The 15,521-nt window shown below is 69.4% G+C and carries 14 protein-coding genes and 1 pseudogene; 9 read left to right on the top strand and 6 right to left on the bottom strand.

Translation table 11 applies throughout. From position 1 onward, the window contains the following. Positions 1-6: 6 nt before the first annotated feature. A complete protein-coding gene (locus tag IEY89_RS33000; protein WP_189151200.1) occupies positions 7-369 on the bottom strand; it encodes a hypothetical protein in 363 nt (120 codons plus the stop codon). Positions 370-494: 125 nt separating this feature from the next. Then, on the bottom strand, positions 495-1,244 hold the full coding sequence (locus IEY89_RS32995) for a MerR family transcriptional regulator (protein WP_189151199.1): 750 nt from the start codon (positions 1,242-1,244) through the stop codon (positions 495-497). A 140-nt stretch (positions 1,245-1,384) separates the two neighbouring features. Between IEY89_RS32995 and uvrA the strand changes: the two genes are divergently transcribed. From uvrA to IEY89_RS32980, 3 genes are all read left to right on the top strand, one after another. Continuing rightward, positions 1,385-3,967 (top strand): excinuclease ABC subunit UvrA, encoded by a 2,583-nt coding sequence (gene uvrA, locus IEY89_RS32990; RefSeq protein ID WP_229695542.1) that lies wholly within the window; start codon positions 1,385-1,387, stop codon positions 3,965-3,967. Beyond that, a complete protein-coding gene (locus tag IEY89_RS32985) occupies positions 3,967-4,332 on the top strand; it encodes a hypothetical protein (RefSeq protein WP_189151197.1) in 366 nt (121 codons plus the stop codon). Before uvrA ends, IEY89_RS32985 begins: the two co-directional genes overlap by 1 nt. Positions 4,333-4,600: 268 nt before the next feature. Continuing rightward, on the top strand, positions 4,601-4,945 hold the full coding sequence (locus IEY89_RS32980) for an SCO0607 family lipoprotein (protein ID WP_373287321.1): 345 nt from the start codon (positions 4,601-4,603) through the stop codon (positions 4,943-4,945). Between the two features lie 374 nt (positions 4,946-5,319). Here IEY89_RS32980 and IEY89_RS32975 read toward each other — a convergent pair. The 3 genes and pseudogenes from IEY89_RS32975 to IEY89_RS32965 form a co-directional block, all read right to left on the bottom strand. Further along, positions 5,320-6,483: pseudogene (locus IEY89_RS32975) on the bottom strand (acyltransferase family protein); the annotation flags it as partial. Between the two features lie 38 nt (positions 6,484-6,521). Then, entirely contained in the window at positions 6,522-7,106 is a 585-nt protein-coding gene (locus tag IEY89_RS32970; RefSeq protein WP_189151196.1) for a hypothetical protein, read from the bottom strand. Further along, positions 7,103-7,729, bottom strand: a complete 627-nt coding sequence (locus tag IEY89_RS32965) for an RNA polymerase sigma factor (protein WP_189151195.1) — start codon at positions 7,727-7,729, stop codon at positions 7,103-7,105. The genes IEY89_RS32970 and IEY89_RS32965 overlap by 4 nt, the downstream gene beginning before the upstream one ends. A gap of 278 nt (positions 7,730-8,007) precedes the next feature. On the opposite strand from IEY89_RS32965, the gene IEY89_RS32960 reads away from it, so the two are divergent. Continuing rightward, positions 8,008-9,798 carry an acyl-CoA dehydrogenase family protein gene (locus tag IEY89_RS32960; protein ID WP_229695536.1) on the top strand — a complete coding sequence of 597 codons (1,791 nt, stop codon included), beginning with the start codon at positions 8,008-8,010 and terminating at the stop codon, positions 9,796-9,798. Positions 9,799-10,062: 264 nt separating this feature from the next. On the opposite strand, the gene IEY89_RS32955 is transcribed toward IEY89_RS32960, so the two are convergent. Further along, positions 10,063-10,458 carry a PLD nuclease N-terminal domain-containing protein gene (locus tag IEY89_RS32955; RefSeq protein ID WP_189151194.1) on the bottom strand — a complete coding sequence of 132 codons (396 nt, stop codon included), beginning with the start codon at positions 10,456-10,458 and terminating at the stop codon, positions 10,063-10,065. Positions 10,459-10,555: 97 nt separating this feature from the next. Between IEY89_RS32955 and IEY89_RS32950 the strand changes: the two genes are divergently transcribed. From IEY89_RS32950 to mqnE, 5 genes are all read left to right on the top strand, one after another. After that, the gene (locus IEY89_RS32950) at positions 10,556-12,013 is read left to right on the top strand and encodes a menaquinone biosynthesis decarboxylase (RefSeq protein WP_189151193.1); all 1,458 of its coding nucleotides are present in this window, start codon (positions 10,556-10,558) and stop codon (positions 12,011-12,013) included. After that, entirely contained in the window at positions 12,010-12,924 is a 915-nt protein-coding gene (gene mqnP, locus IEY89_RS32945) for a menaquinone biosynthesis prenyltransferase MqnP (protein WP_189151192.1), read from the top strand. Before IEY89_RS32950 ends, mqnP begins: the two co-directional genes overlap by 4 nt. A 35-nt stretch (positions 12,925-12,959) precedes the next feature. Then, positions 12,960-13,658: a UbiX family flavin prenyltransferase gene (locus tag IEY89_RS32940; RefSeq protein ID WP_189151191.1), complete on the top strand. Its 699-nt coding sequence runs from the start codon at positions 12,960-12,962 to the stop codon at positions 13,656-13,658. A 159-nt stretch (positions 13,659-13,817) separates the two neighbouring features. After that, positions 13,818-14,273, top strand: a complete 456-nt coding sequence (locus IEY89_RS32935) for an Lrp/AsnC family transcriptional regulator (protein ID WP_189151190.1) — start codon at positions 13,818-13,820, stop codon at positions 14,271-14,273. Between the two features lie 81 nt (positions 14,274-14,354). After that, the gene (gene mqnE, locus IEY89_RS32930) at positions 14,355-15,518 is read left to right on the top strand and encodes an aminofutalosine synthase MqnE (protein WP_189151224.1); all 1,164 of its coding nucleotides are present in this window, start codon (positions 14,355-14,357) and stop codon (positions 15,516-15,518) included. Positions 15,519-15,521 lie beyond the last annotated feature (3 nt).

The following is a 15,521-nucleotide window of genomic DNA, read 5'->3' as shown; positions in this document are numbered from 1 at the left end:
CGCCGCTCAGCGGCCGGGCGGGGTCCGGTCCTGCGGCCCGTCGCCGCCTCCGGCGCGCCTGTCCTCCCATCGCGCCCGCGCCCGCGCGGCCACGGTCGAGTCGGGCGAGTCCGAGATCAGCTCCGCGACGCGCAGGGTGCACTCGAATGTCGAGGTCGCACCCTTGATCACCACCAGATAGGTCTCCTGGTCGGTGAAGCGGTACACGTGGCGCCACCGCTCACGAATGCTCTTCCTCGGCAGATACGTGCGGAGGACAGCACGGAGTTTCGCCAGTGCCTGTTCCTTCGTCTCCAGCCCACTGCAGACGAACTCGGTCACGTACGCTTCCCCGAACCCGTACTGCGAGACCACGGCCCAGTTGCCCATGCTCACTCCCCCTCGGCGCCGCCGCCAGTCAGCCACAGCCCGGCGACCGGAACAAGAGCGCGGGTGGTGGAGGCGGCGGCCGGCGATCAGTCGCTGCCTTGTGCGGTGATGCTGGATCTGCTGCTTTAGCTGTTCGCGGCCCGCTCGGTGCCGTCCGTGCAGTCCAGGGAGTCCATGTACTCCGCCAGCCGTCCCGACCCCGCCAGCATCGCCCGTGTACGTCCCGCCAGTGCCTCCCCGCGTGCCGTGACCGCTGCTCGTAGTGCCTCCGTGCCGCCCTCCCGGCGCAGTTCCTCCAGTACGGGACGGATCTGGTCCAGGAGGTAGTGGCTGCGCCGGAGGGTCTGGATCAGGCGGGCGTCTCGGATGTCGTCGGGCCCGAACTGCCGGTAGCGCGTGCCCCGTTCGCGGGCCGGGGTGAGCAGGCCCGCCGCCTCCCACACCCGCAGCGCGGACGTCCGTACGCCGAGCAGTGCGGCCACCTCGCCGATGCGCAGGTCGGCCGTACGGGGCGTCGCCTTCGGCGTCCGCCGGCCGGCCAGCGTCTCCAGGGCCTCGCGCGTCGCCCGCAGGGCGGTCCGCTGCTCGTGCAGTCCGGCGTGCGCCGCGTCGACGAGCGCGAGGGCGCCGGGCAGGTCCCCGTCGTGCAGGGTGCGCATGACGGCGGTCGCCGCCAGTGGCCCGTACCCGGGCTGCAGGGCGCGGTAGGTGAGCAGCGCGCGGCGGTGCACGTCCCCGAAGACGCGGTACCCCGACTCCGTCCGCGTCGCCGGGGGCAGCACGCCCGCGTCCTCGTAGTTGCGGATCTGCTGCGTCGACAGGCCCGACAGCCGGGCCAGGTCGACGGGCCGCAGCCGTACCTCATGGTTCGTCACGGATTTGAAGCTTAGAGGCAGTACGGGCACGGGTTTCCCGGGAGTCTCCCGCTCAAAGCCTCAACAGGAGCTTCAATGAAAAACTTGAAGGCATGGATGAAGGCCTGGTTGAAGGTACGGCTGACCACCGAACTCCCGTGATGCACATCGAAGGCGCCCGTCTGCACAACCTCAAGAACGTCTCGCTCACGATCCCGAAGCAGAAACTGGTCGTCGTGACCGGTCTCTCCGGCTCCGGCAAGTCCACGCTCGTCCTCGACACCCTCCACCGGGAGAGTCACCGGCAGTACATGGAGGCGTGGGGCGTGGCGACCGCCGGTGTCAGCCGGCCCTCCGTCGACTCGATCACCGGTCTGTCCCCGTCCGTCAGCGTCGACCAGCGTCCGGCGGGACGCGGCCCGCGTTCGACGGTCGGCACCGCGACCGAGGTCTTCACCTATCTGCGGCTGCTCTGGTCCCGGATCGGCGTACGCCCCTGCCCCAACTGCGGTGCGGAGATCCCTCCTTCGTACGCCCACGCCCCGGAGGGCGACGAGGAGGCGGACGAGGGGGGAGTGGAGGCGGGAGCCGAGGGGGAGGGCGCCGCCTGCCCGCACTGCTCCGCCCCCGTGCCCGCACTCGTCATGGGTTCCTTCTCCTTCAACAAGCCCGCCGGGGCCTGCCCGTCCTGCACCGGACTCGGCGAGGTGATCCGGGTGGACGTACGGACCCTGGTCGACGAGGAGTCGAGTGTCGCCGCCGGTGCGGTGCGCGGCTGGCCCAGGCAGCTCGTCGAGCGGAACCTGCCCCTGCTGCGAGCCGCGGCCCGCCACTACGACCTCACCTTCGACACCGACGCTCCCGTGGCCGAACTGGCCGTGTCTTCAAGGGACTTGCTGCTGTACGGGGTCGAGTCGCCCGAGTTCCGCAGCCACCTCCCCGTCCCCGGCATCGAGCCCCCGGCCACCGTCTCGGCGGGGCGTTTCGAGGGCGTCGTCACCGCGTTCATGCGGCGCTACGCCGACCGCGTCGACGACACCGCCTACCGGCAGAAGGCCGAGCGCTCGATGGTGAAGGAGACCTGCGGGGCGTGCGCGGGGACACGGTTGCGCGCCGAGAGTCGGGCCGTCACCGTGCACGGGCTCGGCATCACGGACGCGTCCCGCCTGCCCCTGGACGAACTCGCCGACTGGGTAGCGGAGTTGAAGGCGTTCTCCACCGGGGACGAGTGGCGGTTCGCCGAACCCGTCGTCGCCGACCTGGAGGAGCGGGTACGCCGGCTCGTCGACACCGGGGTCGGCTATCTGACCCTCGACCAGTCGAGCACCAGCCTCTCCGCGGGCGAGTCCCAGCGGCTGCGCCTGGCCGCGCTGCTCGGCTCCGGCCTCACCGGCATGCTGTACGTCCTCGACGAGCCGACCATCGGACTGCACCCCGCGGACACGGCCCGCCTCATCGACGTACTGCGCCGCCTGCGGGACCTGGGCAACACGGTCCTCGTCATCGAGCACGACCTGGACGTGCTGTGGGCCGCCGACCATGTCGTCGACATCGGTCCGGGCGCGGGCCGGGACGGCGGCCGGGTCGTGGCCGAGGGAACTCCGGAGGAGGTGGCGGCGACGGAGGGGTCCGTCACCGGGGCGTATCTGTCGGGTCGGCTCCAGCACCCCGTACGCAAGCAACGGCCCTTGTCCAGCGCGGAGTTGGTGGTTCGCGGAGCCCGTGCCCACAACCTCGGGGACGTCACCGTACGGATTCCGCTCGGGCGGCTGGTGACGGTCACCGGGCCGTCCGGCTCCGGCAAGTCGACGCTGATACTGGATGTGCTGGGCAGGGTGGCGCACCAACGTCTTGACCCGCCAAGGGTGTTGTCGATGTCTACTGTGGCGCCGGGAGAGCATGACGGTATCGACGGGTGGGAGCACCTCGACAGGGTCGTGACGATCGACCAGGAGCCGATCAGCCGCCTCCCGCGCTCGAACGCGGCGACGTACGCGGACGTCTTCACCCCGGTCAGGGAACTCTTCGCCGCGCAGGAGGCGGCCAGGTCGAGGGGGCTGACTCCGGCCGCCTTCTCCTTCAACGTGCCCGGCGGACGCTGCGAACGGTGCGAGGGCGCCGGTGTGCTCGCCGTGCACATGCACTTCCTGCCCGCGGTGGAGGTGCGGTGCCCGGGCTGCCGGGGCCGCCGGTTCCGGAGCGAGGTGCTCGCGGTGCGCTACGACGGGTACGACATCGCCGAGGTGCTGGCCGCCACGGTGGACGAGGCACTCACCGTCTTCCGGGGCGTACGGCAGATCGCCACCCGCCTGCAACGGCTCTCGGACGTGGGCCTCGGCTACCTCCCCCTGGGCCAGCCCGCCACCACCATCTCCGGCGGCGAGGCCCAACGACTCAAACTGGCCAAGGAGTTGGGCCGCCGCACGACCGGCCGCACGCTCTACCTCCTCGACGAGCCGACCACAGGCCTGCACGCCGCCGACACCGCGCGCCTGCTCGACGTACTCCAACGCCTCGTCGACGCAGGGCACTCGGTGGTGACCATCGAGCACAACCTCGACGTCATGCGCGCCTCCGACTGGATCATCGACCTCGGCCCGGAGGGCGGCGCCGGGGGAGGACTCGTGGTGGCGGAGGGGACACCGGAGCAGGTCGCGGACGCGGTGGCCGAGGGGACGACCGGTTCTCGGACGGGCGGGTTTCTGCGGGAGGGCGTACGGACGATGAGCCGGGGGAGTGGTTGATGCGCCGGTTGAGCCCCTTGGCATGGCTGGCCGTGGCTGTCGCCTCCTCGTTCCTGCTGGGGATCACCTACTTCGTGGGCATGTTCTCCGGCGGCCACGAGATCGACGAGACATGCGCCTCCGTCGGCCGGCCCATGGACGATCAGTACCGCGCCGAGCACTGGCGGGAGCCGGGTCAGTGGTTCCCGCTGCGCAACAAGTGCGACGCCGACCACGACCTCGTGCCGGTGTGGGTCAACCCGGCCGTCGTCGTACTGGCACTGCTGACCGGCGTATGCGTGGTGGGATCGGTGGGGCGTTGCGCGAAGGATCTCCTTCCGCGCCGCGCAGGTCAGAAGGCCGCCTGCGGCTCCAGTACGGAGTAGTCCGCGAAGCAACGGCGGTAGCGCGTGTGGCGGGTCTCCTGGGTGTGCTTGGTGACGGCGTCACCAGTAGGACCACCCCAACCTCGCCCACGCCAGCCTCGTGACGTGCGGTTCAGGTTGGCCGATGCGAGCCCGACCCCTTCAAATCCCCCTGGAATCAAAGCGGTTGAGTATCCGCGAGTGCGGTGCTGAGTACGCGTACTCATGGAAGGGGCGCTCCCTGGAGGCGAGAGTAGCGGCAGACGGACCAAGACGACTGGAGACGACCATGCACCTGCCCCGCAGAACCGGCCGAGCCGCCACTGCCATTCGGCCCGGAAGGGTCCGTATCGCCGCTGCTGCTCTCGTGAGCGCGGCAGCGGTCGTGGCCCTCACCGGATGTTCCGGCTTCGAGTACGTGGAGAACGTCTGCGGCAGCGACGAGTACCCCGTCCTGTCCGTAGGCAGCACAGGCAGCTCCTGTGTGTCGGACAAGGAAGAGCCGCCGGCAGGATCGGTGCGCTATCCGAAGGGCAAGGTGCCGCAGGAGGTCGGCGACAAGTGGGACGTGTACTGGGAGACCCACACGTTCGACAAGGACGGCAAGATAATCACCGTCCCCGACGCGGGCTGATCCGGACAACCCACCCTCCTGGTAGCGCCCACTGACCGACGAGCCGAGGCCGGGCAGGCCGCCCGTCAGCAGCGTCGATCAGGCAGCACCCACAGGGCGCTTTCGGAGCTCCGGGCACGGGACATCGGGGGTGCCCGTCGCGCCAACGGATCTGCGAAACCGCCTCTCCGACGATCACTCGGGCCGAGTGGCACCAGCACTTCCCGCGGTGGAACTACTGTCAGCCTCACGGGAGTTGACAGCCACTCGCGAGCGGCGACGCCTCCTGGGTGGTGACGCGTCGTCGTCATCGCCGCCGCGCGCCAACGTATTCGGTCGGTGCCGGCATCGGCACCTGGCCCGGCCGGGCCTGACCCGCTCCCACCAGGTCTGTTCGGCCGCCACCGCCGCGCCAGCCGCCGCCCCCACGCCTGCCCCGGCGCCTCGATGCAGAGATAGGTCAGCGCGCACAGCGGCAACAGCACGGCGAAGAAGGCCACTTCGAGTACGGGGCTGTCCTGCCGCCACCGGCCGATCGTGCTGTCGGTGACCGTCAGCAGTACCGGGTGCAGCAGATAGACCGAGTAGCTGATCGTCCCCAGGGCGATGAGCGCACGCGGTACGCGGCGGTCGCGCAGCGCCAGTCCGGCGCCGAAGGTGAGGACGGCCAGCAGGAACGCCGTGATCCAGGCGCGCCGCGTGAAGTGGTCCCCGTCACCGAACCCGTAGGCGCTCCCCACGGCGCAGGCGACGACCACGACGGCTGTGCCGGCGGCGTACTGCCAACTGGTCCGACCGTGCTCGGCGCGATGGACGACCGTGCCGAGGAACATCACGGCGAGGATCACCAGGCCTTCCCACACCGGAACCGTGCCGTTGAAGAGAACCAGCACGAGCGCCAGCGAACCGGCCACCACACCCCCGAACACCCGGAGTCGGGGCGATCCGGCGCTCGAACAGCAGACGGCGATCACCAGCGCGACCGCGGCGACCGCGACCAGCCGGCCGGTGCCGACCGCGCCGGAGAGCGCGGAGGCCGGGACAGCGACCCCCGCCGCCACACTCGCGGCGGCGAGCACGGCCAGGGTGGCGGCGACCGGCGCCGGCCGCTCGTGCCGGCGAACCGTGAACAGGGCGACGACCAGGAGATAGAACGCCATCTCGTAGGAGAGCGTCCACAGGACGAGAAGGATGCTGGGGGTGCCCAACAGCTCCTGGAACAGGGTGAGATGGGCGATGGCAGAGGTGACGGTGCCGAGGTCGGTGCGCAACTCGGCGACGCCCAGCAGGCTGAGGGCGAGAAGCGCGGCGACGGTGGCCACGCACAGGGGGTAGATGCGGAAGACCCGCCCGATCCAGAACGTCCGTACACAGCCCCGGCGTTCCAGTGACGCCGGGATGATGTACCCGCTCACCAGGAAGAACACCATGATGCCGAACCGGCTGGTGTTGAACTCCGGCATCAACTCCCGCCGGAACTCGGGGAGGAAGGAGTACGCCGAGTGGTCGAACACGACGACGAGCGCGGCGATCCCGCGCAGGGCGTCCAGCCAGCCCAGTCGGCCTGTACGTTCCGCCGAGGCGTCCGGGGGGCCGGTCACGGGGCGGACTTCACGGGGACGCAGGGCTTGATTTCCCTCTTGCCCGTGTAGGCGTTGACTCTGTGCGGCTCGGTGTGGCCGCTGAGGTTCTCGAACACCAGCACGTTGCCGGGGCCCAGGGTGATCTCCCGGTTCCACTGAAGGGCGACGATGGGTTCACGTTTGCCCTGCTTGCCGGTCGCCCAGACCACGACGTCGTAGTCGCAGACATAGCCGGGGGCGAGCACGTTCACCATCACCTGGATGTCCTTCGGGCGCAGTTTCTCCGCGAGTTCGTTCTGTGCCTCGATACCGATCTTCTGGTCCTTGATGGTGAGCGTGACACTGCCGTCACCGTGGCTCTCCACCGCGTACGCCACCGAGTCGGCCGACGTACCCGGTACGAGCACCATGGCGAGCCCGGCCACCGCGCAGGTCGCCGCGACGAGGGCGATCCGGCGCGGGGTGACCAGGCGCCCTACGGGGGTGTTCGTCCCGCGCCCGCCCGTGTCGACCTCTGTCGACAGGCCTTCGCGCAGCTCTATCTCCCGCTTCAGCTCAGCCAGGAGCCGGTCCTCGAACCTTGTCGTCCTCGTGCTCATGCCTCGCCCCTACTGACGTACAGAAGTGATGTGTCCGGCGTCGGCTCCGCGCCCTTGGGAGCCGCCTCGGAGTTCGCCTCGCCGCGCAGTGCCTTTCGCGCCCGGTGGAGTCGGACCCGGGCCGTGACCTGGCGGATACCCAGCGCGGCTGCCGCCTCCGGGATCGTGAGCTGGTCGACCACGATCAGCTCCAGGACGGCCCGTTCGCCCTCGGGGAGCCGTTCGAGAGCGGCCAGGGCGCGCCGCCCCGGACTCTCCGCGTCGAGTCTGTCCTCGATGCGGACGATGTCGTCGGCCTCCAGCAACCGGCGCCCGGAGAAGCGACGGTCCCGCTCGGCCTCCCGGGCGACCCGGCGGCGCTCCGACGACACGACGTTGCGCGCGATGCCGTACAGCCAGGCCGTCTCGCTGCCCAGGCGCGGCCGGTAGGTGTGGGCCGAGTCGAGAACCGCGAGGAAGATCTCAGCCGTCAGGTCGGCCGCCGTGTGGGGGTCGTCGACCCGCCGGGCCACGAAGCGCATCACCGCGTCGACATGACGCCGGTAGAACGCCTCGAAGAGCGCCGGGTCCCGCACGGCCTCGGCGGGGCCACCCCGTAACCTCTCCGGCTCCGCACCGTCCACTGAAGTCTCCTTCGCGTCCTGTTCGTAGCGTCACTCGCCCTTCACCCGTTCTTGGGCCGGGACACGAAAAGCGTTACGAGGAAGACGGCCCGATCCGGATTCCGGTTAACCGGCTCCGGGCGTCGCGTTAGGGTCGATTAGGTGTTCGAAGTCGCCTGAATCGCCGCTGTCGCACTTCGGCCGATTCCTGTCTATTAATGACGCATATTGGTCGATTTCTTAAGTGCTCCTGGTCACTATTGGTTGATCCCCCCATGACAATGGGCATCCCGATCACCATGAAAACCGAGACGCGCACGCCCCATCCAGTCCTTGATCAAGCTGCCGTCGCCAGCCTCCTCTTCCAGGACGGACCGGAGGGAAAAGACCTCCACGACCGATGGCAGAGAGCGGTCGCGAGCGCACTGTTCCGGTATCGACCCGAACTGAGCACCCGGCAACGGCGGCAGCTCGCGTACGAGCGGCTGCGCGCCCTCAACAACGAGGTTCCGTCGCCCGAACGGTTCGCCGACGACCCCCGCGGAATCGCGGCGCTGCACGAGTGGGCCGCCCCCATGGACGTGGCGACGATCACGGTGGCCGGCATCCACTACAACCTCTTCCTCGGCAGCGTCGTCGACGACCGGGTGTCCCCGCCGCGCGAGTTGACGGACTTCACCACCATGGCCCGGATGGGGACCTTCCTGTGCACCGAGCGCGCGCACGGGAACGACGCGGCGGCGCTGGAGACAGTCGCCCGCTACGACCGTGAGAGCGACGAGTTCGTCCTGCACACCCCGCATCCGGGGGCGCAGAAGTACATGCCCAACACCAGTTCCGCGGGCGGGCCCAAGACCGCCGTGGTCGCCGCGCGCCTCGTCGTCGACGACAAGGACCTGGGCGCCTTCCTCTTCCTCACCCCGCTGAGCGACGAGTACGGCACCCTGCCCGGCGTCACCGTCACCCTGCTGCCGGAGCGCACCGGCAGTCCGGTGGACCACTGCGTCACGAACTTCGACACCGTACGGCTGCCCCGCACCGCCCTCCTCCAGGGCGCCCACGGGCAACTCCTGCCCGACGGAACCCTCGTCAGTGCCGTCGGCAGTCCGCGCAAGCGGTTCCTGCACGCCATCGGCCGGGTCACCGTCGGGAAGCTGTGCATGAGCGCCGCCGGCCTCGGAGTGGCCCGTGCGGCGCTCGCCATCGCCGTCCGGTACGCGTACACCCGGCACATATCCGGGCCGGTGGCCGGGCAGCGCGTCCCGCTCGCCGCGCACCGCAGCCACCACAGCCGCCTCCTCGACCACACCGCCACCGCCTACGCCATGACCTTCCTGCACCGGGTGGCCACCGAACGCTGGGTCACCCACACGCCCGAGGAGCGGGAGGACGCCGAGCGGACGGTCGCCGTCACCAAGGCCTGGATCACCTGGCAGGCCCGCGACATCGCGACCGAGAGCCGGGAGCGGTGCGGTGCCCGGGGGCTGTTTCCCGTGAACGGGCTCGCCGACATGGCCGCCAACATCGACGGCGGCATCACCGCCGAGGGTGACAACCTGGCGATCTGCTGCAAGGCCGGCGCCGAGATGATCTTCGGGCACGACCTGGCCGAGGAGCCCGTCCGGCCCACCGGCGCCGAGCAGTTGACCGACCCGGGTCTGCTGCGCCGCGCCCTCACCACCGCCGAGCGCTACTGGCACCTCGCCGCCCGCCGCGACCTGCGCGCCGGTCAGGGTGGCGACGCCCTTGGCCGCTGGAACAACGCGTCAGGCGCCGCCCTGGAACTTGTGGAGGTGTACACGGTGGGCAAGGCCGCCGACGCCTTACTCGCCGCCTGCGCCCGTGTGTCCGACCCGATCGCGCGCACGGTCCTGGAGGACCTGAGCGCGCTGTTCCTCCTCCGTCAGGTCAGCGCCCGCAGCGGCCTGCTGCTCGCCGAACAGGCGCTCACCGCCGACCAGGTACGCGACCTCCCGCAGGTCCTGCACACCCTCAGGACCCGGCTGGCCCCGCACCTCGACACCCTGACGCGGGCCTTCGAGGTCCCGGAGGAACACCTGTCGTCGCTGCCGATGCTGAGCGGCGCCTGACCCGTCTTTCCGCCGGGCTGTGGCGGGACGATTCTTGGCCTAAAAATGACGTGCACATGACGCTCATCTGTGTGTCCGAGCTCAACCGATGTATGCGAACGACGCGTACTGAACCGACGTAATGCGAACCGATGTATCCGATGTATCCGATGTGCGCCGGGCGTGTGGGGACGCACGCCCGGTCCGAAGGAGAACCGCCCGATCGCAGTCGTCGCCCTTCTCGGGGGCCGGGGGCCGGGGGCCGGGGTCACGGGGGCGGAGGGGCTACTCCTTGGGATCCTCGCCGCTCTCCCGGCGCTTCAGCTCCTCCTCGCGGCGACGCAGGTCGGCTTCCCAGTCCCGCAGGTGGGCGTCGTCGTCCTCGACCGCGTCCTCGGTCTTCTCGTCCTTCTTCTCGTCCTTGAGGGACTTCAGGAACTCGGGGTTGTCGTCCGGGGCGACCCACTGGCCGCCCGAGGCACCGCCGATGCGCCGGGAGGTGGCACGGTTGCGGCCGATGATCAGCCAGGAGATGGAGCCGACCAGCGGGAACAGGAGGATCAGGATGGCCCACACGGGCTTGGGCATGAAGCGGACGTCCTTCTCCTGCGTGGTGACGCAGTCGATGAACGCGTAGATGCTCAGTGCGAGAGGCACCAGGATCAACAGCACCCGCAGCATGTATTCGGTCCCCTTGAGTCGCTGTCCGGGCGCTCCGACGGTCGCGTCCGGCCCCCGCTGACCAGTCCAGGGTAGTGCGTAACGGATACTGGAACGCATGGCTTACGACGATCTTCGCTCCCTGCTCAGGGCGCTGGAGCGCGAGGGCGACCTCAAGCGCATCAAGGCCGAGGTGGACCCGTATCTGGAGGTCGGGGAGATCGTCGACCGCGTGCAGAAGGCAGGCGGGCCCGCGCTGCTCTTCGAGAACGTGCGCGGGTCGGCGATGCCGCTGGCGATGAACGTGTTCGGCACCGACCGGCGGCTGCTCAAGTCGCTGGGGCTGAAGTCGTACGCGGACATCAGCGACCGGATCGGCGGGCTGCTGAAGCCCGAGCTGCCGCAGGGGTTCGTGGGCGTGCGGGAGGCCTTCGGCAAGCTCGGCGCGATGACGCACGTACCGCCGAAGAAGGTGAAGTCCGACAACGCGCCGGTGCAGGAGGTCGTCCTCAAGGGCGACGAGGTGGACCTCGACCGCCTCCCGGCGCTCTTCACCTGGCCGGAGGACGGCGGCTCCTTCTTCAACCTGGGGCTGACGCACACCAAGGACCCGGAGTCCGGCGTACGCAACCTGGGCCTCTACCGCCTTCAGCGGCACGACAAGCGCACGATCGGTATGCACTGGCAGATCCACAAGGACAGCCGGAACCACTACCAGGTGGCGGCGCGCAAGGGCGAGCGGCTGCCGGTCGCCATCGCGTTCGGCTGCCCGCCCGCCGTCACGTACGCGTCCACGGCGCCCCTCCCCGGTGACATCGACGAATACCTGTTCGCCGGGTTCATCGCGGGCAAGCGGATCGAGATGGTCGACTGCCAGACGGTGCCGTTGCAGGTGCCGGCGCAGGCGGAGGTGGTGCTGGAGGGCTGGCTGGAGCCCGGAGAGATGCTTCCGGAAGGGCCCTTCGGCGACCACACGGGCTTCTACACCCCGCAGGAGCCCTTCCCGGCGCTCACCATCGACTGTGTGACGATGCGGCGCCGTCCGCTGCTCCAGTCGATCGTCGTCGGCAGGCCGCCTACGGAGGACGGCCCGCTGGGCCGGGCCACGGAGCGCTTCTTCCTGCCGCTGCTGAAGATCATCATCCCGGACATCGTGGACTACCACCTGCCCGAGGCCGGCGGCTTCCACAACTGCGCGATCCTGGCGATCGACAAGAAGTACCCCAAGCACGCGCAGAAGGTGATGCACGCCGTCTGGGGCGCCCACATGATGTCCCTGACCAAGCTGATCATCGTCGTCGACTCGGACTGCGACGTCCACGACCTGCACGAAGTCGCCTGGCGCGCCCTCGGCAACACGGACTACGCCCGCGACCTGACCGTTGTCGAAGGCCCCGTCGACCACCTTGACCACGCCTCCTACCAGCAGTTCTGGGGCGGCAAGGCGGGCATCGACGCGACCCGCAAGTGGCCCGAGGAGGGGTACACGCGGGACGGCGGCTGGCCGGAGATGGTGGTGTCGGACCCGGACACGGCGGCGAAGGTCGACAGACGCTGGAAGGAATACGGGCTGTGAGTTCCGCATCCGCAGACGCATCCGCCGCACTGCCCCAGCCGGGCCGTACGAAGGCATTCCTGCGCCTGGTGATGATCGAACACTCGATCTTCGCGCTGCCCTTCGCCTACATCGCGGCGCTGACGGCGATGTTCCAGACGGACCGGAACATCCACTGGGTCCGACTCCTCCTGGTCACCGTCTGCATGGTCGGCCTGCGCACCTTCGCGATGGCGGTCAACCGGATCATCGACCGCGAGATCGACGCCCGTAACCCGCGCACGGCCCACCGTGAACTGGTCACGGGCGCGATGTCCGTGAAGCACGCCTGGACCGGCGCCCTGATCGCCCTCGTCGTCTTCCTCGGCTCGGCGGCCCTGCTGAACCCCCTGTGCCTGGCCCTCGCCCCCGTCGCGGTGATCCCGATGGTGGTGTACCCGTACGGCAAGCGGTTCACGAACTTCCCCCAGGCCATCCTGGGCCTCGCCCAGGCCATGGGCCCGGTCGGCGGCTGGCTGGCGATCACGGGGGAGTGGTCCTGGGACGCGGTGATCCTGGGGCTGGCGGTCGGCATCTGGATCGGCGGCTTCGACCTGATCTACGCCTGCCAGGACGTCGAGACGGACCGCGAGACCGGCGTGCTGTCCGTGCCCGCCCGCTTCGGCATCCCGGCGGCGGTGTGGAGCGCGCGGGTCTGCCACGCGCTGACGACGGGCCTGTTCGTCTGGTACGCGCTGGTCACGGACGCGGGCGCGTTCTTCTGGCTGGGACTGCTGATCGTGGCGGGCGCGTTCGTGTACGAGCACAGAATTGTCCGGCCGCATGATCTCTCGCGACTCAACAGGGCGTTCTTCAGCGTCAACGGGTTCATCGGCATCGCTCTTTTCGGGTGTGCGCTGCTCGATCTGGTCGTCCGTGGGCTCACGGTCTGACATCCGTTGGGGGTGACCGCCGGTAGGCTCAGGGTGTGAACGCAGGAGAAACGCAGCGCACGCCTTGGATCGTGGGGGTGTCCGGAGCCTCAGGGACGCCGTATGCGGCTGCTGTGCTGCGCGCGCTGCTGGCGGCGGGGGAAGCCGTCGATCTGGTCGTCAGCCGGGCCTCCCGGCTCACGCTGCTCGACGAGACCGGGATCTCCTTCCGGGACGCCCACTGGCAGGACGACCTGCGGGAATGGCTGAGCAGGGGCGCCGACGGCAAGCCCGACACCTTCGACGTGGACATCAGCGGCGTACGGCACTGGAGTGCCGGGGACCTGGCGGCCGGGCCGTCCTCCGGGTCGTACGTCACCAAGGGGATGCTGATCGTGCCGGCCTCCACAGCCTGCGTGGCCGGGGTCGCGCTCGGGCTGTCGAAGGACCTGCTGCAGCGGGCTGCCAGTGTCACCCTCAAGGAACGGCGCGCACTCGTCGTCGCCGTACGGGAGTCCCCGTTGAACGGGCAGACCCTCCGTCACCTGGTGACCCTGGACGACGCCGGCGCGAGCGTCGTACCGGCCTCGCCCGCCTTCTACGCCGGTGCCACCCACATCCAGGACCTCGTGGACTTCGTCGCCGGGCGCGTGCTCGACGCGGCGGGTGTCCCGCACGGGCTGTACCGGCGTTGGAAGGGTGAACTCGGCGGCGGGGCCGGGGGGTCGCGTGCGTCCCTCACTGATAACGACTGAGCCGGCGTACGTATCAGCAACTGGCAGTACCGCTCATCACTTCACCACCGCTCGTCACTTCACCACCGCACATCACTTTCAGGACCTCAGTACCCAAGTACCCGCAGCAATCTGCACCTTCGGTAATTTTCAGGATTCTTCATCGGAAGGCTCGATCGCATGGACGCCGTGGACAGGCAGCTCATCCAGGCCCTGAGGGAGAACGGCAGGGCCTCCTACGCCGAGCTGGGGCGCCTCGTCGGTCTGTCGGGACCCAGCGTCACCGACCGCATCAACCGGCTGGAGGCGGCCGGTGTCATCACCGGGTACCGCGCCACCGTCGACTCCGCCTCGCTCGGGCTCGGCGTCATCGCGCTCATCGGCATCTCGCTCTCCGACGCGGCCGACCACGAGGACGTGGCGAGCCGGCTGAGGGACCTCGGCGAGATCGAGGACTGCTGGTTCATCGCGGGCGACGACTCGTTCATGCTCAAGGTGCGGGCGAGCGACGTCGACGGGCTGGAGAAGACCATCCGGCGGCTCAGCGGGACCCAGGGCGTCTCCAGGACCCGTACGACCATCGTGCTCTCCACGAAGTGGGAGAACAGGGTCGGTGAGCTGCCGGAAGAGCAGTAGGGGGGTGGGCGTACGGTTGACGGGGTCTGTACGAGGTCTGCACGAGGTCTGTCCGGGGACAGGGATGAGCGAGGGATGAGCATGGACGTCGGGCTCAAGCGCGAGCTGGAGGAGAAGGTCAGGGCCGGTGAGCGGCTGACCCGCGAGGACGGCGTCGCGCTCTACGAGTCGGACGACCTGGCCTGGCTGGGCGGGCTGGCGCACGAGGTGCGGACCCGTAAGAACGGTGACGTCGTGCACTTCAACGTCAACCGGCACCTCAACATGACCAACGTGTGCACCGCCTCCTGCGCCTACTGCTCGTTCCAGCGCAAGCCGGGCGAGAAGGACGCGTACACGATGCGCATCGAGGAGGCGGTCAAGCTCGCCAAGACGATGGAGGGCGAGAACCTCACCGAGCTGCACATCGTCAACGGACTGCACCCGAGCCTCCCGTGGCGGTACTACCCGCGCTCCCTGCGGGAGTTGAAGGCGGCCCTCCCGAGCGTCTCCCTCAAGGCGTTCACGGCGACGGAGATCCACCACTTCGAGACGATCAGCGGCCTGTCGGCGTCCGAGATCCTCGACGAGCTGATCGACGCGGGCCTGGAGTCGCTGACCGGCGGCGGCGCCGAGATCTTCGACTGGGAGGTCCGCCAGCACATCGTGGACCACCGGACGCACTGGGAGGACTGGTCGCGCATCCACCGCCTCGCGCACGAGAAGGGTCTCAAGACCCCGAGCACGATGCTGTACGGCCACATCGAGGAGCCCCGGCACCGCGTCGACCACGTCCTGCGCCTGCGCGAACTCCAGGACGAGACCGGCGGCTTCCAGGTCTTCATCCCGCTGCGCTACCAGCACGACTTCGTGGACATGAAGGACGGCAAGGTCAGGAACCGCCTCCAGGCACGCACCCAGATGGCGACCGGCGCCGAGGCCCTGAAGACCTTCGCGGTCTCCCGGCTGCTCTTCGACAACGTCCCGCACGTCAAGGTCTTCTGGGTCATGCACGGCGTCCAGACGGCCCAGCTCGCCCTTCAGCACGGCGCCGACGACATGGACGGCTCGGTCGTCGAGTACAAGATCACCCACGACGCCGACAACTACGGCACCCCCAGCAAGCTCACCCGCGAGGACCTGCTCGACCTGATCCGGGACGCAGGCTTCCGCCCGGTGGAGCGCAACACGCGGTACGAGATCATCCGCGAGTACGACGGCCCGGACCCGGCACGCCGGGATTCGCCGCAGCCGATGCGGGTGTGAGGG

It is taken from the genome of Streptomyces lacrimifluminis (genome assembly GCF_014646095.1).
Lineage (GTDB): Bacteria > Actinomycetota > Actinomycetes > Streptomycetales > Streptomycetaceae > Streptomyces > Streptomyces lacrimifluminis.
The sequence above is the reverse complement of the archived record's forward strand: the minus strand, read 5'-3'. Positions and strand labels throughout refer to the sequence as shown.